Here is a 24,275-nt window from a genome sequence, read left to right on the forward strand (position 1 = left end):
CCCGTCAATGCTGACTGATTTCTGGAAAGACAAATACCCTGAAAATATCCCTTATCGCATCGATACTCAGGCCTACAGCTCAGTGTTGGAGGTTTTCCACGAAGCCTGCCATCGCTTTGGCGATGCACCAGCATTCTCAAATATGGGCTGCACACTGTCATACAGCGATATCGACAGACTCAGCGCTAACTTTGCCTCCTATCTTCAGCAACACACGGACTTGAAAGCCGGTGACCGTATCGCTGTGCAAATGCCCAACGTATTGCAATATCCAGTAGTTGTTTTTGGCGCGATGCGTGCTGGTCTTGTCGTGGTCAACACCAATCCGCTCTATACCGAACGTGAAATGCTGCATCAATTCAATGACTCTGGCGCAAAAGCTCTAGTTGTTTTAGCAAACTTTGGCTATATGGCCCAGGCGGTTGTCGGCCAAACCGGCATTAAGCATGTCATCGTTACTGAGCTGGCTGATTTGCTGCCTGCGCCAAAGCGTTGGATTCTTAACGCCGCAGTTAAGCATGTGAAGAAAATGGTGCCGGCGTATTCGTTGCCCGGTTCGGTCAAGCTTAACGCGGCATTAGCGAAAGGCCGCAACCGTGCACCTGTAGACCATACGGCCAAACCCGATGACCTATGCGTGCTGCAATACACCGGTGGCACAACAGGCGTATCTAAAGGCGCGATGCTGACCAACGCCAACTTAGTCGCCAACTTGCTGCAAATTCGTGCCGTGCTCACCTCAACGTTTGAGCCTGGTAAAGAGATCATGATTGCGCCATTGCCGCTCTATCATATCTTCGCCTTCACTGTGTGCTGCTTGGGCATGATGGAGCTTGGCGGCCACACCGTGCTCATTACCAACCCACGCGATATTCCAGCATTCGTGAAAGAGCTGAGCAAATGGCGCTTTACCGCAATGGCTGGCCTTAACACGTTATTTGTCGGCCTGATGAATAACCCTGAGTTCCGTAAGATCGACTTCAAATCGCTAAAGCTAACTGTTGCTGGTGGCATGGCGATGCAGATTAAGCCGTCAGAGGAGTGGGAGGAAATCACTGGTTGCCAAATCTGTGAAGGTTTTGGCATGACAGAAACTTCACCTGTGGTCACGCTCAATCCTTTGTCAAAAATTCAGATCGGCACCATTGGCATGCCAGTGCCAAGCACTGAGCTGAAAGTGATCTCTGAAAATGGCGAAGAGCTGCCCTTAGGTGAAGCTGGCGAGCTCTGCGTTCGTGGCCCACAGGTCATGAAGGGCTATTGGCAGCTGCCGGAAGCCACTGCCGCAACTATTACTGAAGACGGCTGGCTGAAAACTGGCGATGTTGCGGTGATTCAGCCTGATGGTTATTTGCGTATTGTTGACCGTATTAAAGACATGATTTTGGTCTCTGGCTTCAATGTCTATCCAAATGAAATTGAGGATGTCGCGGCCGCCCACCCAGGCGTATTGGAAGCAGCAGCGGTTGGCATTCCTGATGAGAAGTCAGGCGAAGTGGTGAAGCTGTTTGTTGTACGTAAAGATCCAGCGCTGACCGAGGACTCGCTGATGAAGCATTTACGCAGCAACCTCACAGGCTATAAAGTACCGCGCTCTATCGTATTCCGTGCCGATTTACCGAAAACTAACGTGGGCAAAATCCTGCGTCGCGAACTGCGCGATCAGTAGTCTTTGAGCTCAATATTAGGGGCGGCTTAGGCTGCCCCTTTTTTTATCTGCCGTGTTTAGTGAGGTGTTGTTTTTGTCTTTGCCGTCTGCTTTAGCCCGCGTCATTCCCGAAAATATTGACTGGTCTGGCGATCTGCCGGTATTGGCTGAGCGCGAGCGCCTGCAAGCGGCTATCGAAAGCAATCAAGTCATTATTGTCGCCGGTGAAACGGGCTCAGGGAAAACCACACAGCTGCCGAAAATCTGCTTGGCGGCAGGTCGTGGGCGTGCCGGCATGATTGGCCATACCCAGCCTCGGCGTATTGCCGCACGCACGGTGGCGCAACGTATTGCTGATGAGCTTGGCACGACACTGGGGCAGGGCGTTGGCTTTAAGGTGCGCTTTAGCGATCAAACTGCGGCTGAGACCTATCTCAAAGTAATGACCGATGGCGTTTTGCTTGCCGAGCTTTCGCGAGATCGACTGCTACGTGCATACGACACACTAATCATCGATGAGGCTCACGAACGCAGCCTTAATATCGACTTTCTCTTGGGCTATTTAAAAACGCTCTTGCCTCAACGCCCCGATTTACGCGTCATCATCACGTCGGCAACTATTGATGTTGAGCGCTTTAGTCAGCACTTCACCGGCGCGCCAGTATTCATTGTTGAAGGTCGAAGTTTCCCGGTTGAGATGATGTATGCACCGATCAGTGCCGAGCCTAGTGGCGGCGATGAAGACGATGGCTATGAGCTGATCGAGGAAGCTTTGCCGAGAGCTGTGGTAGAAGCGGTCGACCAATGTATCGCTTATGAGCGTGAGCATAAGCGTGCTAATGGCGACATTTTGGTGTTTGCCAGCAGTGAGCGTGAGATTCGCCAACTAGCCGATAACTTGCGCCGTTTTGGCCCGCCGCATTGCGAGATATTGCCGTTGTATTCGCGCTTATCGGTGGCGGAACAGCAGAAAGTGTTTTCGCAGGGCAAAGGTCGGCGCATCGTTATTGCGACTAACGTGGCTGAAACCTCGCTGACCGTGCCCAATATTCACTTCGTCATTGATCCCGGTTTTGCCCGCATCAGCCGCTATTCCTATCGCTCGAAAGTGCAGCGCTTGCCTATTGAGGCCGTGTCACAGGCTAGCGCAAACCAGCGTGCAGGCCGCTGCGGTCGTATCGCGCCGGGCTTGTGCATTCGGCTTTATAGCGAGGCTGACTTTCTTGGCCGCCGTGAATTTACAGACCCTGAGATTCAGCGTACCAACTTAGCCGCTGTTATCTTGCAGATGCAGCTGCTCAAACTTGGCGACATCAATGATTTTCCATTTTTAGATAGGCCCGATAGCCGCTTAGTCAATGATGGTTTACGCCTGCTCGATGAGCTCGGTGCACTCGATGCTGAATTGCGCATCACTGCCATTGGTAAACAGCTGGCACAGCTGCCGCTAGACCCACGTTTGGCGCGAATGGTCATTGCCGCCGCACCGCTTGGTGCTTTGCATGAAGTGCTGGTTATTGTCTCTGCGCTGTCCGTGCAAGACCCCCGCGAACGTCCGCACGATAAGCAGCAAGCCGCCGATGAGCGCCATGCGCAATTTCGCCATGAAGATTCCGATTTCTTATTCTTCGTGAATTTATGGCAGGTCTTGGCCGAGCAGAAATCTGAACTGACTGAGCGTCAGCGCCGTGAGTTTGCTCGCAAGCATTTTTTGTCGTGGATGCGCTTAAGAGAGTGGCGCGAGACCTATCGCCAACTCACGCAGCAATGCGAACGCATGAATCTAAGAGTCAATCGTGAGCCTGCACCCTATGAGCCAATACATCGTGCCATGCTCACTGGCCTACTTTCGCAAATTGCGCATAAAACCGAAGAGCGTGAATACCAAGCGCCACGTAATCAAAAGGCGCTAATTTTCCCCGGCTCAGTGCTCAGCAAAAAAGGCCCGCCGTGGGTTATGGCGGCGGAACTTGTGGAAACTCATCGTGTTTATTTGCGCTTAGTGGCGAAAATTACGCCGGAATGGATTGAGCACTTGGCGCAGCCGTGGCTCAAGCGCAGCTATTCGGAGCCGCATTGGCGCCGCAAACAGGGCAGGGTTATGGCCTATGAGCAGTCAGCGTTGTTTGGACTTATTTTGCATTCACGGCTGCTGGTGAATTACGAGCCTATTGCTCGTGTTGAGTCGCGTGAAATCTTTATCCGCGATGCCTTGGTGACTGGCGATATCAGCATCAAAGCGGCGTTTCTTAAGCATAACCAAGCGCTCATCGATGATGTCACGCGCATTGAGGACAAAACCCGCCGTCGCGACTTATTGGTCGATGAACACACGCTTTATAGCTTTTATGAGCAGCGTATTCCGGCTGATGTCGCCAGTCAAAAGAGCTTTGAAGATTGGCGCCATAGCATTGAAAAGACAGAGCCTAAGGTGCTATTTCTCACCCCTGAAGATGTATTGGCGAAAGCAGCCGCTGAAAATACTGAGCAAGATTTTCCCGACACTATTGCCATTGCCGGTCATGAGTTGGCGCTAAGTTATCACTTTGAGCCTGGCCATGATGCCGACGGCGTTACCTTGCGCATTCCTGCCGGCCTACTGCATGAAGTGTCGGAAGACCGCCTAGATTGGCTAGTACCTGGTCTGCTCGCCGATAAAATTGAGGCGATGTTGCGTGGCTTGCCGAAAAGCTATCGCCGCCAACTTGTGCCGTTGCCCGATACCGCTGCGCAACTGGTCGATCAGCTCGACTTTGCCGAGGGCAATCTTAGGCAGGCCCTCTCTGCGGCCTTACGCCAACGCGGCGTCCTGATTGAGCGCACCGTATGGGATGAAGTCGAGCTAGCGCCACATTTTATGTTCAATATGGCGGTGATTGGTGCTAGCCGCCAAGTTTTGGCCACTGCTCGAGATATCGCAAAGCTCCGTATATCTTTATCGAGCCAGCCTGAAGCAGCTACCGGTAGTGCGCCCGAAACACGGCGGCAGTGGGAGCGTTCAGATATTGCTAATTGGAGCTTTCCGGACTTACCCGAAGCCATCGATACCGATGTTGATGGCATGCCCGCGCGCGCATTTCCGGCCCTGCAGCTAGGGCCGCAAGGTTTGGCGCTAAAACTAATGGCCAACGCAGCGCAAGCGCAGCAAGCGCATGAGGTCGGTGTCGCTGAGCTGATGCGTCTAGCCTGCGCTGGCGAGCAAAAAACTATCGCCTCCGCACTGAAAAAGTCTGCGGGCTTGTTGTTGCAGTCGGCGCGATGGTTGCCGCAAGCAGCGCTTGAGCAGCAATTTACGCTTAGCGTTATTCGACACTTGTTAGCGCAAACGCTTGCTATGCCGCGTACAAATGAAGCCTTCCAAAGTGAGCTCAAGCGGATACGAGCTTTGCTGGTACCGGCGGCGCTTGAGCAGTTGCCCGTGCTTAACGATATTTTCAGCAAAGCGCATCAAGCCTATCGCGCCATAGAAGGCCTCTCTCAGCCAGTCTACGGTTTGGCATTAAAGGATTTGCGTAGCCAGCTCGAAGCATTGGATCTGTCGAACTTTATGATGCAGTGTCCGTTACCACGCTGGCGACATTACGTGCGTTATTTGCACGCGGCGTGCTTACGATTAGAGAAGTTGCCACACAATATTGGCCGTGATGAGCTTGCCAGTGTTGAGCTACAAGGGCTTTGGCAGCAATGGGCAACGTTAGTTCAGCGCACTAAAGAGCGCGGCGGCGATGCCTCTGCGCTAGATGAGTATCGCTGGCTACTTGAGGAGTATCGGATTTCCTTATTTGCGCAGCCGATGAAGACAGCCGAGCCCGTGTCGGCGAAGCGGCTTGCTAAGCTTTGGCAAGCGCTAACACATTAAGCAGACGGCCTGATGACAATTTTGCCGCATCGGGCTTGGTGTGCGCGAGCGCGCTGCGATACACTGGCTCATCGTGTGGATTTTTATAGCCATTTTGTTTTGGCGTGTTTTTTTCATTTCAGGTGATTGGGGGCGTTATGCAAAAGGTAGTAATCAGCGGGACTGGCTTATTCACGCCCAGTGAGTCGGTTTCTAATGCCGAACTCGTGGCTTCTTTTAACAGCTATGTTGAGCGCTTTAACCAAGCCAATGCTGCGGCAATCGCCAGCGGCGACGTGACCGCGTTAGCGCCATCGAGTGTCGAGTTTATCGAGAAGGCATCGGGCATTAAATCGCGCTATGTCGTCAATAAATCAGGTGTTATTGACCCTGAGCGGATGTTCCCAGCTATCCCAGAGCGTAGTAATGACGAAATCGGCATTCAAGCCGAGATTGGTGTTGCAGCCGCCATCGATGCGCTAAAGCGTGCCGGCAAAACAGCCGCCGATGTCGATGGCATTATTGTGGCTTGCTCCAATATGCAGCGCGCGTATCCCGCCGTTGCCATTGAAATTCAGCAAGCCTTAGGCGCTGGCGGCTATGCCTATGACATGAACGTAGCTTGCTCCTCAGCCACTTTCGGCTTGCAGGCAGCGGCAGATGCCGTTCGTGGTGGCTCCGCTCGTTGCGTGCTAGTGATTAGCCCAGAGATTACCTCGGCTCACCTTGAGTGGCGCGACCGCGACTGCCACTTCATTTTTGGCGATGTGGCCACTGCGATCGTTGTGGAACTAGCAGAAACCTGCACCTCAGCAGATGCATTTGAAGTCATTGGCACGCGCTTACACACCCAGTTTTCATCAGCCATTCGCAATAACTTCGGCTTCTTAAACCGCTGTGATGAAACCGGCGTAGACGCCCGCGATAAACTATTTAAGCAAGAAGGCCGCAAAGTTTTTAAAGAAGTTTGCCCCATGGTTGCCGATCAAATCGTCTCGCACAGTAACGATTGCGGCTTAGCGGTGTCTGATTTGAAACGCCTGTGGTTGCACCAAGCCAACCTCAGCATGAATGAATTGATCGCCAAGCGTGTACTTGGTCGCGAATTTAATCGCGATGATGCACCGGTGATTTTGGATGAGTTTGCTAATACCAGCTCCGCCGGATCAATCATTGCGTTCCATCGTCATCGCGACGATTTAGCAACTGGCGACGTTGGCGTTATTTGCTCTTTCGGTGCGGGATATTCGATTGGTAGTGTGCTGGTTCGCCGCTGCTAATTTTGCTTAGAAGGATTCATCTAATGAAAAATACAGGACGTTTACTGTTGGTCGCCATTGGCTTCGCTTCGCTACTGCCCGTTGCAGCTAGCGCCGACGATACCGATCCATGGGAAGGTTTTAACCGTGGCGTTTATCGCTTCAATGACACGGTTGATCAATACGTTGCCAAGCCAGTGGCCAAAGCGTATCAAAAAGTCACGCCACAGCCTGTGGATGACGGCATTACGCGCGTCCTGAGAAACTTATTGTCGCCCATCACCTTGGTGAACGAGCTACTGCAAGGTAAGCCGGCTGCAGCGGCAGCAACTACATCACGCTTTATGTTTAACTCAACGATAGGCCTAGCAGGCATTTTCGACATCGGCGCGAAGATGGGCATGCCGCGCACAGATGAAGATTTTGGCCAAACCTTGGCGGTATGGGGTGTTGGGCAGGGACCTTATGTGATGTTGCCTTTGCTTGGCCCAAGCACTGTTCGTGATTTTTTTGGCCGATTCGGCGATGCTCCAGCTGACCCGCGCGCCTATATGAACACCGATGTCGCTTACGGCATCTTAGCGTTGAACTTAGTCGATACACGAGCCGACTTGCTGAAGGCGGAGAAGCTGGTGCAGGGTGATCGTTATAACTTCATTCGAGACTATTATTTACAGGTTCGCGCTTTTGATATCGCCGATGGTGTCGTTACGTCCGACCCATTTTTAGATGATGACTTCGAGAGCGAGCCCGCCGCGCAATGAAATTTGTGCCGCCAGGGCCTATCCTGGTTATCGATGCGGATGATTTTTTGGCGCATCGCTTAAAAGATTGGCTAGTGCACGATGGGTATAGCGTGCAGATTGCAGGCGATGCCGATGAAGGCTTTGCCTTAGCACGTGAGCTAAAGCCCTCACTGATCCTGGGTGAGCTAACGTTAAACTTGAGCAACGGCTCGCAATTGCTCCGCGCTTTACTGCATGAGCTGCCAGAAACGGCAGTGATTGTAGTTACCGAAACAGCCTCTTTAGATCAAGCAATTTCCAGCCTGCAGGAAGGTGCTAGCGACTTCTTGATGAAGTACATGCTTAATCAAGACATCATGCATTTATCCGTGCAGCGAGCACTTGAACGCCGTCAGCTACGGCTAGAGAATCAGCATTACCGCGCCGCACTCGAAGACAGCAATGAGCGTCTGAAAAAAAGCTTGCAGCTGCTCGAGTACGATCAGCGCGCAGGCCGCCAAGTACAAAGCAAGTTGCTGCCACCAACTCCACACGAAACCAATGGCTTAACGCTGAATCATGTCATTCTGCCATCCCTGTTTTTGTCGGGTGACTTTGTCGACTATTTCAGCTTGGGTCCTGGTCGTACTGCATTTTATTTGGCGGATGTTTCGGGTCATGGTGCCTCTAGCGCCTTTGTCACAGTGTTCTTAAAGACTTTGACCAACCGCATCCGGCGGCACTTTGAAAAGCGCACGAAAGTGTCTTTATTGTCGCCAGCGAAACTGATGCACGCAATGAACGAAGAGCTACGCGCGCTTGAGACTGGCAAGCACCTGACAGTGTTTTGCGGCGTCATCGACACTAATAAGCAGACACTGACCTACGCCTTAGGCGCGCATTATCCGCCGGCATTTTTGTGTCAGCGTGGTGAGGTAACAGCGCTCTTGGGCAATGGTTTGCCGCTTGGCTTGTTTGCCGATGCCCAATTCGAGGAACATATCGTTGAGTTAGCGCCACAATTCTCCATTGTCGCGCTCTCAGATGGTATCCTTGAGATCATGCCAACCGGTGATCTGCCCAGCAAAGAAGCTTTGCTGAAAGCACATGTAGCCGCTGCGACAAATGATTTTGAGGCTTTAAATATGCGCTTAGGTCTTCCTTCCGCTAAAGATCTGCCCGATGATATTGCGCTGCTGATGATTACGCGCGACGAGTGACCATGGACGCCTGCAAGATGCAATACGCCGTATTAAACGGCACTTATGTATTAAAGCTAGTTGGCGATGTGCGTGTGCCGACCTGCACCGCGCTGGAAAGCTTTGTCGACCAGCGTATCAAAGAAGATGAGGGCCTTCGCGCCGTGCTCATCGATCTCACCACTACTGAAGCCATCGACTCTACCGCTTTAGGCTTGCTCGCTCGCATCGCCGTGATACTGAAGCAGCGTGGCTTAGGTCGTCCGGTTTTACTCTGTATCAACCCCGATATCGAACGCATTTTGCTCAGCATGGGCTTTGATAAAGTCTTTCGCATGTTGCGCACATCATCGGCCTTGAGCAGCAGCCTTGAGGAATTACCCATTATTGGCGATATCAGCGAAGACGCGGTGACTCAGCAAGTGATTGATGCTCACCGCACATTGATGAGCTTAAACGAATCCAACACGGAAGCTTTCCGTAGCTTGGTCGATGCCCTAGAAAGCGAGAAACGCTGCCGCGATTGAGCAGCAGCGTCCAGCCTTTCACTTAAGCGAGTTTCGCTGCCAGCAAGCCTTCTAGTTTTTCTAAATCTGCTGCAAATAAACGTATGCCTTCTGCCAACTTTTCTGTCGCCATGGGGTCTTGATTAAGCTGCCAGCGGAAATTAGCTTCAGTCAGTTCAGCTAGGCGAGGGCGCGGCACTATGCTTTCTGCAGTTAATTGCGCAGTCAGAGGCTCAGACTCTTTCGCCAATGCATCTAGTAAAGCAGGGCCAATAGTGAGCTTGTCGCATCCCGCTAATGCACGGATTTCACCGGTATTTCTGAAGCTCGCACCCATCACAATAGTGTCGTGGCCAACGGCTTTGTAGTACTCATAAATCGCTTTTACTGAGCACACACCGGGATCGGTCTCGCTTGTGTATGTCTCGCCAGTTTTTGCGGCATACCAATCTAAAATCCGCCCGACAAAAGGCGAGATGAGCGTGGCATTAGCTTCGGCAGCGGCCTGTGCTTGTGTGAAGCTAAACAGCAAAGTGAGGTTGCAACGTATGCCTTCTTGCTCGAGCAGGCGCGCGGCGCATATACCTTCCCAAGTGCTGGCGATTTTCACTAGTACGCGGTCTCGGCTAATGCCTAGTGCGCGATATTGCGCAATGACTCGTCGTGCCTGCGCTAGTGTGGCGGCAATATCAAAGGAATATCGCGCATCAACTTCGGTCGAAATCACACCGGGGATGTGCTTGAGAATTTCCGCGCCAAACGCCACTGATACGGCTTCAAGTGCGGCTGGCAACTGTGCTGATGCAGGTAGCTGCTTCATTGCTGCTAATGCTTGATCGATAAGTTCGGCGTATTGCGGCGTGCTAGCCGCTTTTAAAATTAAGGATGGATTGGTAGTGGCATCGACAGGTTTTAGGCGAATGATGCTATCGATATCGCCTGTGTCGGCGACCACGGTGGTGCAAGCCATCAGCTGTTGTAGCGGTGTTGCCATTTTATTCTTCTCCGGTTGCAGCTAGGGCTGCGTGTAATGCCTCAAGCCCAGCATCTGGGGCTAAATTACTCAAAATTTGGCGATAGCGACGACCGCCCGGCTGGCCATGAAATAGGCCCAAAATATGCCGTGTCATCTGTTTTAGCGCGACGCCATTGGCCAATTCTCGCGCTACAAAAGGCTCGTAGGCACGGATGATATCGCCACGTGATGGCAGCTCCGTTACACCCCAAAGACGCTGCGCCTCAACCAATAAATAGGGGTTTTGATAGGCCTCACGCCCGATCATTACGCCATCGGTATGCTGCCAGTGCTGCGCAATCTCATCCACCGTTTTAATGCCACCATTAATCTCGATAGTCAGCGTTGGCCGCAGCACTTTCAAGCGATAAACGTCTTCGTAGCGTAGTGGTGGCACGTCACGATTTTCCTTTGGGCTTAAGCCCGCCAAGATGGCAATGCGCGCGTGTACGATGAAGTAAGTGCAGCCTTTGCTTGCTACGGTATCGACAAAGTTTAGTAGGTCATCGAAATGCTCTAGGCCATCGATGCCGATGCGATGTTTTACCGTCACCGGCACGCGCACAGCTGCTTGCATCGCCGCTAACGCATCTGCCACTAATGCAGGCTCTGCCATTAAGCAGGCACCAATGCGGCCTTGCTGCACGCGGTCGGAAGGGCAGCCGACATTGAGGTTGATCTCGTCGTAACCCCAGTCTTCACCCAGTTTGGCGCAATGTACGAGGTCTTTGATGTCGCTGCCACCAAGCTGCAGCGCGATAGGGTGTTCAAGCGCCTCAAAACGTAAATGCCGCGGGATATCGCCGTAGACCAGCGCCTGTGTGGTGACCATTTCCGTATAAAGCCGAGCCTGAGGGCTGCACAGGCGCAGGAAATTGCGCGCATGGCGCGTGGTCCAATCCATCATCGGTGCGACTGAAAGTAGTTTTGGCTGTGAAGTCATAATATTTATTGTGCCTGACCCCCCTGGTTGCGGGGGCATATAAAAGTCAAAGCTTACTAGACTTTGGAGGTCAATTTAGGTTTGGAGATAAGCAAATGTTTAAACTTAACCCCTCAGCGTTAGTGCTATCGCTCAGTGCAGCGGCGCTACTGTCTGCTTGTGGCGGCGGAGGTGGCGGTAGCGCAGCGGCTCCGAGCTTAAGCGGTGTTGCTGCTGTTGGTGCACCGATTGTTGGTGGTGATGTTGATGCAAAGTGCAGTGATGGCAATACCTATAATGCAAATCCTACCTCCACAACTGGTGCTTGGAGTATTGCTACTGTGCCTGCTGCAGCTTTCCCCTGCGTAGTACAGATTCGTAATGGCGATCCAGCATCCGTGTTGAATAGCTATGCCGCAGGTCCTGGGGTAGTAAACATCACGCCATTTACAGATTTGCTCTTGGCTATGGCCGCAAGAGGTAATCCATCAGATTATTTTTCTAATGTGTCTGAAAGTAATAAAGCAGAGTTAACGAGTGAGATGAATGCTGCTATTGCCAAGCTTAAGACTGCATTGGTCACAGGTGGCTACTTGGCTACCGGAGACTCATTCGATCCAATTAATGCACGATTTACAGCAGCAAAGGGTAATTTTTACGACGACTTACTAGAGGCCTTTAAGAAAGGGCTTAACAACGATAGTGGCAAAATCTATGATGATATTTTAGCCAGCGTTATTGCTAATCCTGATGCTGATCTAGTTTTTCCTGATGCACCACCAAAAGAGACAGGTGGGGGCACAACAACGCCGGGTAGCGACACAGTGGCTGGAACTGTTCATAGTTCGCTAGTCAAAACCTATAATTTAAATTTCAAGAAGGGTGGTGGCACAGGCTGTGGCTCTGACTGCAGCTTTACTGAAGGGCAAGAGATAATAGCAATTGTTGGTGTTGATAACTCGCTTACAGTTGATTCAAAAAGGCTTAGTAATCCATTTAATAGAACTTTATCTGCTGGTGGAACTCCACACTTGCCTGAAATAATTTGGCTCGATGGCAATATTGAATATGCACTCTCTGATAATAAGCGTGGCATATTTAATGAGATTAACATTGGTAAGTCGAAATCAGGTGGTGGTACTCCAGGATTTATTGGCCAACTTAAAGCAGCAGAGGTGAAGGATGATCCTGTCGCTAAGCTTAAGCCGTTTGCTGGGTCTTATGTGCCTAAGTTTGTTTTGAAGAGTAATTACAATCTTCCAAGTCAAACAGTAAGTAACCCTCCTGTTAATGCAGATATTAAAGTTTCAATTTCAACAAGCGGAATTATAAAAGTTGATGAGGATGCAGCTTCTGGACCTTTGGTTTTTGATCCAGCTGCTAGTAGCTATGACTTTAAGATAGAGCCGGCAAATGAAGGCAAGCTGATGCGCTATATAGCGTCATACATGCTTGAGGATAGCTCGAAACTATCGATTTATATTAGCTTTGCGGAGAATAATATTGTTGCCTGGCGAATTGAGCAAGCCAAGGGTAGTGGCCGGAACTCCTCTTTGTTAGCGGAGAGTTATACGGGTAAGCAAAAAGTACTTATTGATTCATTAATAAATGCTGATATTGCGTCGATAGATGGTATTAAGCTAACTGCTATTAGTGATGATGAAAGTAGTGATAAGCGCTTTAAAAAGTGTGACAAGCTTGCTCTTGATTTTTTCGATGAGAATAGGAATGCTCAAAAGCTTTATAAATTACTTGGGTACGATAGTGATAAACAAACTTACTCAAAATTTCTAAACTCGGGCGTTTTTGATAGGCAGTTTTTAGACTTTGATAATTTTAGTGATCCAACAGAGTTTTCTGTCGCATTCGCAAAGATAGGACAGCGTAAAGGCACAGGTTTTATTGACTTCACCAAGCTAGACAGCGTCACTCGAAGTGGTTTAGGTAGAGCTACGAATGACCCCACTGATATTCTCAATGCTGGATGTGGGGATCCGACTTAGTGAGTAGCAATTAAGCCTTGATCGATCAGAGGGAGCTTACGGAAGCTCCTTCTGCATTTTTAGTACTTGGCCATGATAAAGTAGCTGCCAGCTCGAAAAATAATAATAAAGGTGCAGTTATGTGGCGATGGATTCGATGGTTGACTTTAGTGTTGGTGGCTCTGTTTATTGCCAGCTTTTTACCGTGGTCGATATCGTCACAAGCTATCGCGTTACCCGATAACTTGCCCGCAGCATCGCCGCCTGAATCTATGCGCGTGAGCGCTTTACCAACTGGCACCATGCATTCTTCAGCGATGCTGGCTTTTCGCGGCGGTAATCCATTAGAAAATCGCGATTTCAGCATGACTGCCGTGCTAGTGCAGCATCCGCGCGGAGACTTGCTGATCGACACTGGTTTTGGCCGTGAGGTGGATGATCAGGTGAAGTTGCTGCCGCTACTGATGCAGCTCACCACCGATTACGACAAAACCACGCCAGCCGCTGAGCAACTTATAACGCAGGGCTATGACCTGAAATCGCTGGTCGGCGTAATTCTTACGCATGCGCATTGGGATCATGTTAGTGGCCTAGATAGCCTACGTAATACGCCGGTGCTTGTGCCGACAACTGAGCAAGCGTTTATCAGCGATGGCGGCGATAACTCGGCACTAGCGAGACAACTCAGCGCAGATCATCTAAAAAGTTACGCCTTTGTGAACAAACCTTACCTAGGTTTTGCTCAGCAGTTCGATGTTTGGGGCGATGGCAGTGTGGTTTTGGTGCCAGCACCTGGGCATACGCCGGGCTCAGTCTTGGTGTTTTTGACGCTGCCATCGGGCCAACGCTTAGCGCTTTTGGGCGATTTAGTTTGGCAGCTCGATGGCATTACTCACCTCGCTGAGAAGCCATGGATTGCGCGACAACTTATTGATGAGGATACAGATACCGTGCGTGATGCAATTGCACACGTTTCAGCGATTGCGAAAAAGTTCCCGCAAGTTAAGTTATTGCCCGCGCATGATGCGAAAGCGATGGGCTCACTGCCGGTTTATCCTAGTACGTTGCGTTAATTCTGGTCTCATCATAGCCAGCACTATTTTTATTGAAAGTGGTGCTGGCTATAAATTGTAGACAAAAGCCCCCGGGGCCCTCATTTCTTTTACGCTATCTGGTTTTAAATGCGCTTGACCAGTCAGTTTCGTCGCGTTATTGTCGGTGCATCGAAAAGATTGTAGACAATATCTGCTTATGCCACCGAAGCTCACTCCCGCCGTTGCAGATGCCGCTGATACTTCAGCTGCTCGCACGACGCTGGCCGATAGAGTTTTTGCCTTGATGCAAGAGGCCATTGTGCGCGGCGATCTTGAAGCGGGCTCACGCATATCTGAAGCTGAATTAGCTGCTCGCTATGGCGTTTCGCGCGGACCATTACGTGAAGCATTGCGCCGCCTTGAAGGCCGCCAACTCATTACCCGCATCCCGCATGTGGGCGTGCGCATCATGGCGCTGTCATTAGAAGAGCTGCTGCAGATTTATGAAGTGCGCGAAACCCTGGAAGGGTTAGCTTGCCGTTTGGCGGCTAAGCATATGCCGGCGAGTGAAATTGCCGAGCTCAAGCAGCTACTAGCCAAGCATGCTGAGCAAATCGAAGAACAAGAAGGTCGTGCCTATATTCAAGAAGAGGGCAACGTCGACTTTCATTACCGCGTCATTCAAGGCAGCCATAATGCCGTGCTGATTCATATGCTCTGCGGTGAGTTATATCACCGCGTGCGAATTTATCGTGGCCAATTTTCTATTACTGAAGGTCGGCCGCAACAAGCTCTGGCTGAGCATCAACGCATTCTCGATGCCATTGAGGCACGTGATGGCGAACTCGCCGAGTTTTTAATGCGGCGTCACATTGCCACAGCCCGCGCCAATATTGCCGCGCGTGTTGATCCTGCTCATGGCGCTGTCGTGACTAAACCCGCTACTAATCACACCACTGAACTTACAACAGACACGCCGGATGCACCGGCTAGGAGAGCCTAATGGCAATTAACTCAAGCACGCTTAGCGCAGGTCGTCGTTTCCGCGACGCCATTGCCAGCGAAAAACCATTACAGGTGATGGGCACGGTCAATGCCTATGCCGCGATGATGGCAACCCAAGTTGGCTATAAGGCAATTTATTTGTCTGGTGCCGGCGTTGCCAACTACTCCTATGGCTTGCCCGACTTAGGCCTGACTTCATTGGAAGATGTGCTGATCGACGCACGCCGTATTACTAGCGTTACTGACACGCCACTGTTGGTGGACATCGACACAGGTTGGGGTGGCGCATTCAATATTTCGCGCACCGTGACCGAGATGATCCGCGCCGGCGTTGCTGCGGTGCACATTGAAGATCAAGTCGCGCAAAAGCGCTGCGGTCATCGCCCTAACAAAGAAATCGTGCCGATTGGCGAAATGGTCGATCGCGTGAAAGCTGCCGTTGATGCCAAAACCGATAGCGAATTTGTCGTTATGGCACGCACCGACTCGCTGCAAAAAGAAGGGTTGAATGGCGTGATTGATCGTATCAGCGCCTATGTTGAAGCTGGTGCCGATGCTATTTTCGCTGAAGCCATGACCGACATCACCATGTATCGCCAAGTTTGCGATGCGGTGAATGTGCCAGTGCTGGCCAACATCACTGAGTTTGGTGACACGCCGTACTACACCACGCAAGAGTTAGGCGAGCAGGGCATTTCCATGGTGCTTTACCCCTTATCCGGCACGCGCGCTATGCAGAAAGCGGCATTGGCCGTGTATGAAGCAGTGCGTAAAGAGGGCACGCAGGTCAATGTGCTCGACCTCATGCAAAAGCGTAAAGAGCTTTATGAATTCCTCAACTATCACAGCTACGAAGACAAAATCGATCAGCTGTTTTCACAAAACAAATAAGCCCCCAGGAGACTGACCATGACTGAAGTTAAAAGCACGCTACCCAAGCCGAAAAAATCCGTCGCCTTGTCGGGCACAGCCGCTGGCAATACCGCGCTCTGCACCGTTGGCCGTACTGGCAACGATCTGGCCTATCGTGGCTATGACATCCTAGATTTAGCGACCACCAGTGAGTTCGAGGAAATTGCTCACTTATTGGTGCATGGCAAGCTGCCAAACGCCGCTGAGTTGGCCGGCTATAAAGCAAAACTGAAAGCCTTGCGTGGCTTGCCAGCAGCAGTGAAGGTAGCACTTGAGCAGCTGCCACCATCGGCTCACCCCATGGACGTGATGCGCACTGGCGTGTCGGTACTAGGTTGTGTAAAGCCTGAGAAAGATGACCACAACCATCCCGGCGCGCGTGATATTGCCGACAAACTAATGGCTTGCTTGGGCTCGATGCTGCTGTATTGGTACCACTTTGCTTACAACGGCAACTGCATTGAAGTTGAAACCGATGACGACTCCATCGGCGGCCACTTCCTGCATTTGCTGCATGGCGAAAAGCCGCGTGATAGCTGGGTTCGTGCCATGCACACCTCGCTAATTCTATATGCTGAGCATGAGTTCAACGCCTCAACCTTCGCCTCGCGTGTTGTTGCCGGTACTGGCTCCGATATGTTCTCGGCAATCTGCGGTGGCATCGGCGCATTGCGTGGACCTAAGCATGGCGGCGCCAATGAGGTCGCGTTTGAAATTCAAAAGCGCTACGACAATCCAGATGAAGCCGAAGCTGATATTCGTGCACGTGTTGAGCGCAAAGAAGTGGTTATTGGTTTTGGCCATCCGGTCTATACCGTGTCCGACCCACGTAACAAAGTAATCAAGCAAGTGGCGAAAGAGCTCTCCGAAGAGCAGTCGAACATGAAAATGTACGACATCGCTGAGCGTTTAGAGTCGACCATGTGGGATGCGAAAAAGATGTTCCCCAACCTCGATTGGTTCTCGGCTGTGAGCTATCACATGATGGGCATTCCCACCGATATGTTCACGCCGCTGTTTGTGATTGCCCGTACTAGCGGCTGGTCAGCTCACGTCATTGAGCAGCGCATCGACGGCAAAATTATTCGCCCAAGCGCCAACTACACAGGCCCAGAAGATCAGAAATTCGTGCCTATCAAAAATCGCAAATAAGCCTTTTTTGACTCATTAGTTGACGCAAACCCTGCCTTCGCGAGAAGGCGGGGCACTTTACAAAGAGAGCTCTTATGAATAATGAATTTCGTAAACCCTTAGTCGGCACTTCGCTTGAGTATTTCGATGCTCGCGCAGCCGTTAACGCCATCAAGCCAAATGCTTGGGATGGTCTGCCATACACCGCGCGTATTCATGCCGAAAACATCGTGCGTAAGGCCGACCCAGCCATCATTACTGATTGTTTGGTGCAGCTGATTGAGCGCCGCCGCGACCGCGATTTTCCGTGGTTTCCAGCACGCGTAGTCTGCCATGACATTTTGGGCCAAACCGCATTGGTCGATCTTGCTGGCTTACGTGATGCCATTGCTGAGCAGGGCGGCGACCCGTCGAAAGTGAATCCAGTAGTGCCAGTGCAGCTGATTGTTGATCACTCGCTAGCCGTCGAGAGCGGTGGTGCTGACCCCGATGCATTCCAGAAAAACCGTGATATTGAAGATCGCCGCAACGAAGACCGTTTTCACTTTATCGAGTGGACAAAAACTGCCTTCGATAATATCGATGTGATTCCGGCCGGCAACGGCATCATGCACCAAATCAATTTGGAGAAAATGTCGCCAGTCGTGCATAGCCAAGATGGCGTGGCATTTCCAGATACTTGTGTTGGCACCGACTCGCACACACCACACGTAGACTCGCTCGGTGTGATCGCTGTTGGCGTTGGTGGCCTTGAAGCTGAGAACGTCATGCTCGGCCGCCCATCGATGATGCGCGTGCCAGAAATGGTTGGCGTTGAGCTGACTGGCAAGCGTCAGCCCGGCATAACCGCGACTGATATTGTGCTGGCGATGACCGAGTTCCTGCGTCAGCAGAAAGTAGTCGGTGGCTATCTTGAGTTCTACGGTGAAGGCGTTCCCGGCCTGACCATTGGCGACCGCGCGACCATTTCTAATATGGCGCCTGAGTACGGTGCAACCGCTGCATTGTTCTCTATCGATGAGCAAACGCTGATTTATCTGCGCTTGACTGGTCGTACCGATGAGCAAGTGGCCTTGGTAGAAACCTATGCCAAGCAAACGGGCTTATGGTCAGACAGCCTAAACAACGCCGTATATGAGCGCGTGCTGCATTTCGATTTATCCAGCGTCGTGCGCAATATGGCCGGCCCATCGAACCCGCACAAACGCCTACCTGTGTCGGCCTTGGCTGAACGTGGCATCGCTGTTGATTTAGACAAAGCTCAAGCGCAAGAGGCTGATGGCCAAATGCCCGATGGCGCGGTAATTATCGCGGCCATTACCAGTTGTACCAACACCTCGAACCCACGCAACGTTATCGCTGCCGGTTTGATTGCTCGTAATGCTCGCAAGCTCGGCTTAACACGCAAACCATGGGTGAAATCATCCTTAGCACCAGGCTCGAAAGTGGTTGAGTTGTACTTGAAAGACGCCAATTTGTTGGAAGATCTTGAGTCGCTGGGCTTCGGCATTGTCGCGTTCGCCTGTACTACTTGTAATGGCATGTCGGGCGCACTAGACCCTGTGATTCAGCAAGAAATCATCGATCGTGATCTCTATGCCACCGCCGTGTTGTCGGGCAACCGCAACTTCGACGGCCGTATTCATCCCTATGCTAAGCAGGCATTTTTGGCTTCACCACCTTTGGTCGTTGCCTACGCGATTGCTGGTACCGTGCGTTTTGACATCGAGAAAGATGTGCTGGGCATAGCCGATGGTAAAGAGATTCGTCTACATGATATTTGGCCATCTGATGAAGAGATCGATGCCATTGTCGCGAAGTCGGTGAAACCATCGCAGTTCAACGAAATCTACATCCCGATGTTTGAGAAAAAAGACAGCGAGCGCGCAAAATCACCGCTTTACGACTGGCGCGAAATGAGCACCTATATTCGCCGTCCGCCGTATTGGGAAGGCGCATTGGCCGGTGAGCGCACCATGAAAGGTATGCGCGCGTTGGCGGTATTGCCAGACAACATCACCACCGATCACTTATCGCCATCCAATGCGATCATGATGGACTCAGCCGCTGGCGAATACCTGCACAAAATGGGTGTGCCAGAAGAAGACTTCAACAGCTATGCCACACACCGCGGCGACCATCTAACGGCTCAGCGCGCGACCTTTGCTAACCCGCAGCTCATGAATGAAATGGCAGTGGTCGATGGCAAGGTGAAGAAGGGATCATTGGCGCGTATCGAACCAGAAGGCAAGGTAGTGCGCATGTGGGAAGCCATTGAGACTTATATGGAGCGCAAGCAGCCGCTGATCATTGTTGCTGGTGCCGATTACGGCCAAGGTTCATCACGCGATTGGGCAGCTAAGGGCGTGCGTTTGGCAGGCGTGGAAGTGATTGCCGCTGAAGGTTTTGAGCGTATTCACCGCACCAACTTGCTCGGCATGGGCGTATTGCCATTGGAGTTCAAGGCCGGCACTACACGCATCACGCTAGGCATTGATGGCACTGAAACTTTCGATGTCGAAGGCGATTGCTCACCTGGCGCGGAAATGACCTTGATCGTTAACCGTCGCTCAGGCGAAGTCGTGCGCGTGCCGATGACTTGCCGCTTAGATTCCGATGATGAAGCCTTGGTTTATGAAGCCGGCGGCGTGTTGCAGCGCTTTGCCAAAGACTTCTTAAAGGCCACTACGGCATGAGCGCGGCTCCTCAAATAAAAGTCCCGGCCACCTATATTCGTGGCGGCACATCTAAAGGCGTGTTTTTTCGCCTGCAGGATTTGCCAGCGAATTGTCAGGTAGCAGGTGAGCCTCGTAATCAGCTCTTTATGCGCGTGATTGGCAGTCCTGACCCCTATGCCGCGCATATTGACGGCATGGGCGGCGCGACTTCTAGCACCAGCAAATGCGTGATTTTGTCGAAAAGCTCGCAGCCTGAGCACGATGTGGATTACCTCTATGGCCAAGTCTCCATTGATAAAGCCTTTGTCGACTGGAGCGGCAACTGCGGTAATTTATCGACAGCTGCCGGTGCTTTCGCCTTGCATGCTGGCTTGGTTGATCCTGCACGCATTCCAGAAAATGGCATCTGCGTAGTACGCATTTGGCAGGCGAATATCCACAAAACCATCATTGCTCATGTGCCGGTAAGTAATGGCCAAGTGCAAGAGACTGGCGATTTCGAGCTCGATGGCGTGACTTTTCCGGCTGCGGAAATCGTGCTGGAGTTCATGAATCCATCCGATGATGACGGCGAGGATAGCTCAATGTTTCCCACCGGCAATCTGGTGGATGAACTTGATGTGCCAGAAGATGTGGTCGCCGGCGGCAAGCTAAAGGCAACGATGATCTCGGCTGGTATTCCAACGGTATTTGTTAATGCCGCTGATATTGGCTACACCGGCACTGAGTTGCGCGAAGCTATCAATAGCAATCCCGCTGCACTGGCGCGCTTGGAAGCTATTCGCATTGCAGGTGCCTTACGCATGGGCTTGATCAAAACCCCAGCAGAAGCAGCGACGCGCCAGCACACGCCTAAAGTCGCCTTTGTTGCGCCGCCGACAGACTATGTCTCGTCTAGCGGTAAAACTATTGCGGCGAAAGATATCGATTTGCTAGTACGCGCGCTGTCTATGGGCAAGTTGCATCACGCCATGATGGGCACGGCAGCAGTGGCGATTGGCACTGCTGCGGCTATTCCGGGCACCTTGGTGAACTTGGCCGCCGGTGGCAAGGCGCTTGAGTCGGTGCGCTTTGGCCATCCATCTGGCACATTGAAGGTTGGTGCCGCCGCTGCATTGGTCGATGGCCAATGGACTGTGACGAAAGCCATCATGAGCCGTAGCGCACGTATCTTGATGGAAGGCTGGGTGCGTATACCTGGCTGATGCTTAGCTGAGCTAGGCAAAAAGCCCCTCTCAGTTTTCTGGCAGGGGCTTTTTTATTGGCTTTCATGTAAACCTTAATGAAATCAATTCGTATTTGCATTGACGGAAGCGTTTCGCGCATTTAAAGTAATGAGAATGGTTATCAACAACGAGTTGCTAACACCTTTTCCATTACGCGAGATGCTCGATGAAAGACACGCCTTCTTCAGTAAAAGTCCCACGCTCATTCCACACGCCAGCACCAATCAGCGCAACCCACGCATCAGCAATGGCATTGGCCATGGGCTTGGCAATTGCCGCACCAGTTGCTCATGCCGAGTCAGTAAGCAAAACCTTGGCAACGGTGGAGGTGCAAGCGCAAATCGAAGACACCAACCCATACAGTGAAGAAGGCGCGCCATATAAGGCAAAAATTTCTGGCGATCAACGCCGCGTGAAAGAGCTTGCTGAAACCCCACACACCATTTCGGTGATTACTCAAAAAGCCATTGAAGAGTCTGGCAAAACTGATTTGCGCGATATTTTGGCGGCGCAACCGGGCGTGACCATAGGCACTGGCGAAAACGGTAACGCCTTCGGTGATCGCTACATCATTCGCGGCCATGAAGCTCGCAGCGATGTCTTTATTGATGGCTTACGCGACCCCGGCATGACCACGCGTGAAAGCTTCGCCGTTGAGCAAGTTGAAATTACCAAAGGCCCAAGCTCAACATTTGCCGGCCGTGGCTCTACCGGTGGCGCAGTCAACAGCATTACTAAGCAGCCCAACACCGACAAAGACTTCACTAAGTTGGAGTTGGGCGTTGGTACTGACGATTTCCACCGTATGGGTATTGATACTAATAAAGTCATCAATGACCGTGCCTCTGTGCGCTTAAACTTGCTGGACGCATCAGAGTCTGTACCTGATCGTGCTCCAGCTGAGAAAAGCCGTCGTGGTTTGCTATTGTCTGGCGCTTTTCAAGCTACCGATGCTCTAAGTGTTTCAGCTGATTACTACCATCTCGAAGCGAAAGATGTGCCTGATTTGGGGACCTATATTGACCAGACTACTGGTAAGCCAGTTAAAAATATCCCTGTATACCTACAGCTTGGCAGTGATCACTTAGATACCGATGTTGATACGGCGACATTCAAGTTGAACTATCGCTTTAATAATGCCCTACGAATGCAGAATGCTACGCGTATTGGCCGCACGAGTAATAGCTATGTGGCAACGGGTGGGCGTGGAACTACAGATGCAGTCACACTAAATCCGACAGTCTCTTTATCTACTCACCAGGGCTACCAAGAGGTTAACTACTGGGTTAGTCGCACAGATGTGTTCTGGAATAAGCGCTTAGGCCAATTAGACCACCAGTTTGTATTTGGCTTAGAAGTTAATGATGAGAAAGTTGATAACGGCACTTTTTCAGCTACAAACACGGGGACATCTAACTGCACGGTTACGACTCGTGGCGGCGGTACATCGCCCGGCTATTGCATTTATGATGGTGTGACTGGCGTAAAAGCACCGAACTTAAATACCTTGTTAGGGCGCACGCTCACTAAGAATGGTTTGGACTCTGAATATCACATCCGCACCAGCTCATTGACGGCCATGGATACCGTTGACTTCAATGACAAATGGACTGGCTTTGCAGGCCTTCGCTACGACTATTTCGACTACACCAATACCGTTGGTTCGACAGCAAAAACAGTTTATGACTACTCAGATGGCTTCTTAAATGGTCATGCTGGCGTAACTTATAAAATCACACCAAAGGCCAATGTCTATGCGTCAGTTAGCACATCAAGCGATATTAATGGTGGCGAATCTGATGTAGGCGGTAGCTGTGGTTATGGCGGTCTCTGCGGTACGCCGCAGCAAGTCGCCGATAGTAAGCCTGAGTCGACTGTGAGTTATGAGGTCGGTACAAAATGGCAGGTATTGCAAGACAAACTCTTGATGACAGCTGCTTTGTTCCGAACCATTAAGTCGGATGTACAGGAGGGTGATTCGGCCAATAGTTACGCAACAACGGGCACACTCAACACTGGTAAAAACCAAGTTCAAGGCGTTGAATTTTCAGTTGTCGGTAACATCACTCCTAAGTTGAGTGGCCAATTTGGTTTAGCCATTATGAACTCAGAAGTATTGGAGTCATTTACTGCAGCGAATGAGGGCGCCCAACTCGCAAACTTCGCCAAGCGTAGTGGTAATTTACAGCTGAAATATCAAGCAACAGATAAATTTGCCTTCGGTGGCGGTGCAACGTATCAAAGCCAAATGTTTGCTGGCCAGCCTGACACAGCAACAAACTATGCTTATGCTGTGCCGTCATACACTGTATTTGACGCCTTCGCTGAGTATCGCTTCAGCAAGCAGCTGAGTGCGCGAGTAAACGTCAATAATGTGACCGACAAAGACTACTACTTAGCAGCATATCGTAGTGGTGCGTTCACCTATATTGGCGACAAGCGCAACGCGCAACTGACACTAAACTACAAGTTCTAAACTATGCCTCAACGCCCATCACCGCTAACGCAAATTCCTGCTGATATTGTCTGTGCAGAGGATTATGAACGATGGGCGGAGCGCAATATGTCATCGGCTGTCTTTGCTCATCTGAGTGAAGGCAGCGTGGCCGATACCACCTTAAGAGCCAATCGCCGCGCCTTTGAGCGGCATGCTATCTACAACCGAATTCTCGTCGCAGGTGATCATGGTTCTACTGAGCTAATGCTTTGTGGCCAGCGCTTCCGACATCCATTTTTACTCGCACCAGTGGCGCATCAGGGCTTATTCCATGCCGATGCCGAGCTTGCCAGTGCGCAAGCGGCAAATGCCCTTGAGGCGGGACTGGTGTTAAGCACCTTGTCATCTACCCGCTTAGAAGAGGTAGCTGCGCAAACCCAAGCGCCGCGATGGTTTCAGCTTTATTTCCAAGCATCAAAAAACGCTACGCTAAGCTTGGTGAGACGAGCTGAGGCAGCAGGTTACGGCGCCATTGTTGTCACACTGGATGTACCTGTACATGGCGTGCGTCGTAGCTCGCAGCGCCTAGGATTTACACTGCCAGCGCATCTGAATGCGGTAAATCTAAAGGATATCGATGACGGCCCAGCGCGTGCTATTAGTCGCGATAACAGCACCGTTTTTCAAGGCTATATGGCCGATGCACCCACTTGGGAAGACCTAGCATGGTTGCTGAAATCGACCACGCTGCCAGTGCT

At 51.3% G+C, this 24,275-nt stretch carries 17 protein-coding genes; 15 read left to right on the top strand and 2 right to left on the bottom strand.

Translation table 11 applies throughout. The features are described from left to right. The first annotated feature begins 10 nt into the window (after window positions 1-10). The 6 genes from AC3DKE_RS02950 (at window position 11) to AC3DKE_RS02975 (ending at window position 9,196) form a co-directional block, all read left to right on the top strand. Window positions 11-1,669 carry an AMP-binding protein gene (locus AC3DKE_RS02950; RefSeq protein ID WP_379072100.1) on the top strand — a complete coding sequence of 553 codons (1,659 nt, stop codon included), beginning with the start codon at window positions 11-13 and terminating at the stop codon, window positions 1,667-1,669. 73 nt (window positions 1,670-1,742) lie between these two features. Beyond that, the gene (hrpA, locus tag AC3DKE_RS02955) at window positions 1,743-5,507 is read left to right on the top strand and encodes an ATP-dependent RNA helicase HrpA (RefSeq protein WP_487990043.1); all 3,765 of its coding nucleotides are present in this window, start codon (window positions 1,743-1,745) and stop codon (window positions 5,505-5,507) included. Window positions 5,508-5,644: 137 nt separating this feature from the next. Then, entirely contained in the window at window positions 5,645-6,766 is a 1,122-nt protein-coding gene (locus AC3DKE_RS02960; RefSeq protein ID WP_484216486.1) for a beta-ketoacyl-ACP synthase III, read from the top strand. Window positions 6,767-6,789: 23 nt separating this feature from the next. Beyond that, on the top strand, window positions 6,790-7,509 hold the full coding sequence (locus AC3DKE_RS02965; protein WP_411730125.1) for an MlaA family lipoprotein: 720 nt from the start codon (window positions 6,790-6,792) through the stop codon (window positions 7,507-7,509). After that, a complete protein-coding gene (locus AC3DKE_RS02970) occupies window positions 7,506-8,690 on the top strand; it encodes a PP2C family protein-serine/threonine phosphatase (RefSeq protein ID WP_340674748.1) in 1,185 nt (394 codons plus the stop codon). The genes AC3DKE_RS02965 and AC3DKE_RS02970 overlap by 4 nt, the downstream gene beginning before the upstream one ends. A gap of 2 nt (window positions 8,691-8,692) precedes the next feature. Then, complete coding sequence (locus AC3DKE_RS02975) at window positions 8,693-9,196, top strand: STAS domain-containing protein (RefSeq protein ID WP_340674747.1); 504 nt, start codon at window positions 8,693-8,695, stop codon at window positions 9,194-9,196. Window positions 9,197-9,218: 22 nt separating this feature from the next. Here the strand turns inward: AC3DKE_RS02975 and tal are convergent, their stop codons facing one another. Further along, window positions 9,219-10,169 (bottom strand): transaldolase, encoded by a 951-nt coding sequence (gene tal / locus AC3DKE_RS02980; RefSeq protein ID WP_487990044.1) that lies wholly within the window; start codon window positions 10,167-10,169, stop codon window positions 9,219-9,221. 1 nt (window position 10,170) lies between these two features. Then, the gene (gene dusA, locus AC3DKE_RS02985) at window positions 10,171-11,133 is read right to left on the bottom strand and encodes a tRNA dihydrouridine(20/20a) synthase DusA (RefSeq protein ID WP_487990045.1); all 963 of its coding nucleotides are present in this window, start codon (window positions 11,131-11,133) and stop codon (window positions 10,171-10,173) included. Window positions 11,134-11,228: 95 nt separating this feature from the next. Here dusA and AC3DKE_RS02990 point away from each other — a divergent pair, with 95 nt between their 5' ends. The 9 genes from AC3DKE_RS02990 to AC3DKE_RS03030 form a co-directional block, all read left to right on the top strand. Further along, window positions 11,229-13,115, top strand: a complete 1,887-nt coding sequence (locus AC3DKE_RS02990; RefSeq protein ID WP_487990046.1) for a hypothetical protein — start codon at window positions 11,229-11,231, stop codon at window positions 13,113-13,115. Between the two features lie 119 nt (window positions 13,116-13,234). Further along, window positions 13,235-14,167, top strand: coding sequence for an MBL fold metallo-hydrolase (locus AC3DKE_RS02995; protein WP_484216297.1), 933 nt, complete (start codon window positions 13,235-13,237; stop codon window positions 14,165-14,167). Window positions 14,168-14,345: 178 nt separating this feature from the next. Next, the gene (locus AC3DKE_RS03000) at window positions 14,346-15,131 is read left to right on the top strand and encodes a GntR family transcriptional regulator (RefSeq protein WP_340674742.1); all 786 of its coding nucleotides are present in this window, start codon (window positions 14,346-14,348) and stop codon (window positions 15,129-15,131) included. After that, window positions 15,131-16,024: a methylisocitrate lyase gene (gene prpB / locus AC3DKE_RS03005; protein WP_340674741.1), complete on the top strand. Its 894-nt coding sequence runs from the start codon at window positions 15,131-15,133 to the stop codon at window positions 16,022-16,024. Before AC3DKE_RS03000 ends, prpB begins: the two co-directional genes overlap by 1 nt. A gap of 18 nt (window positions 16,025-16,042) precedes the next feature. Further along, the gene (gene prpC, locus AC3DKE_RS03010; protein ID WP_340674740.1) at window positions 16,043-17,197 is read left to right on the top strand and encodes a bifunctional 2-methylcitrate synthase/citrate synthase; all 1,155 of its coding nucleotides are present in this window, start codon (window positions 16,043-16,045) and stop codon (window positions 17,195-17,197) included. Window positions 17,198-17,271: 74 nt separating this feature from the next. After that, window positions 17,272-19,872, top strand: coding sequence for a Fe/S-dependent 2-methylisocitrate dehydratase AcnD (gene acnD / locus AC3DKE_RS03015; RefSeq protein ID WP_411730129.1), 2,601 nt, complete (start codon window positions 17,272-17,274; stop codon window positions 19,870-19,872). After that, window positions 19,869-21,059 (top strand): 2-methylaconitate cis-trans isomerase PrpF, encoded by a 1,191-nt coding sequence (prpF, locus tag AC3DKE_RS03020; protein ID WP_484216298.1) that lies wholly within the window; start codon window positions 19,869-19,871, stop codon window positions 21,057-21,059. Before acnD ends, prpF begins: the two co-directional genes overlap by 4 nt. 187 nt (window positions 21,060-21,246) lie before the next feature. After that, window positions 21,247-23,556, top strand: a complete 2,310-nt coding sequence (locus AC3DKE_RS03025; RefSeq protein ID WP_487990047.1) for a TonB-dependent receptor — start codon at window positions 21,247-21,249, stop codon at window positions 23,554-23,556. 87 nt (window positions 23,557-23,643) lie between these two features. Continuing rightward, a partial coding sequence (locus tag AC3DKE_RS03030; protein WP_487990048.1) for an alpha-hydroxy acid oxidase occupies window positions 23,644-24,275 on the top strand: 632 nt, incomplete at its 3' end.

Source organism: Paraperlucidibaca sp. (assembly GCF_982810325.1).

Excerpts from the sequence above, each read along its gene's own strand:
- AC3DKE_RS02970 (WP_340674748.1), top strand. The coding sequence starts at position 7,506 with ATGAAATTTGTGCCGCCAGGGCCTATCCTGGTTATCGATGCGGATGAT.
- tal (WP_487990044.1), bottom strand. The coding sequence starts at position 10,169 with ATGGCAACACCGCTACAACAGCTGATGGCTTGCACCACCGTGGTCGCC.
- dusA (WP_487990045.1), bottom strand. The coding sequence starts at position 11,133 with ATGACTTCACAGCCAAAACTACTTTCAGTCGCACCGATGATGGATTGG.
- AC3DKE_RS02965 (WP_411730125.1), top strand. The coding sequence starts at position 6,790 with ATGAAAAATACAGGACGTTTACTGTTGGTCGCCATTGGCTTCGCTTCG.
- AC3DKE_RS03025 (WP_487990047.1), top strand. The coding sequence starts at position 21,247 with ATGAAAGACACGCCTTCTTCAGTAAAAGTCCCACGCTCATTCCACACG.
- AC3DKE_RS02960 (WP_484216486.1), top strand. The coding sequence starts at position 5,645 with ATGCAAAAGGTAGTAATCAGCGGGACTGGCTTATTCACGCCCAGTGAG.
- AC3DKE_RS02995 (WP_484216297.1), top strand. The coding sequence starts at position 13,235 with ATGTGGCGATGGATTCGATGGTTGACTTTAGTGTTGGTGGCTCTGTTT.
- AC3DKE_RS03000 (WP_340674742.1), top strand. The coding sequence starts at position 14,346 with ATGCCACCGAAGCTCACTCCCGCCGTTGCAGATGCCGCTGATACTTCA.
- AC3DKE_RS02990 (WP_487990046.1), top strand. The coding sequence starts at position 11,229 with ATGTTTAAACTTAACCCCTCAGCGTTAGTGCTATCGCTCAGTGCAGCG.
- acnD (WP_411730129.1), top strand. The coding sequence starts at position 17,272 with ATGAATAATGAATTTCGTAAACCCTTAGTCGGCACTTCGCTTGAGTAT.
- prpF (WP_484216298.1), top strand. The coding sequence starts at position 19,869 with ATGAGCGCGGCTCCTCAAATAAAAGTCCCGGCCACCTATATTCGTGGC.
- prpC (WP_340674740.1), top strand. The coding sequence starts at position 16,043 with ATGACTGAAGTTAAAAGCACGCTACCCAAGCCGAAAAAATCCGTCGCC.
- AC3DKE_RS02975 (WP_340674747.1), top strand. The coding sequence starts at position 8,693 with ATGGACGCCTGCAAGATGCAATACGCCGTATTAAACGGCACTTATGTA.
- prpB (WP_340674741.1), top strand. The coding sequence starts at position 15,131 with ATGGCAATTAACTCAAGCACGCTTAGCGCAGGTCGTCGTTTCCGCGAC.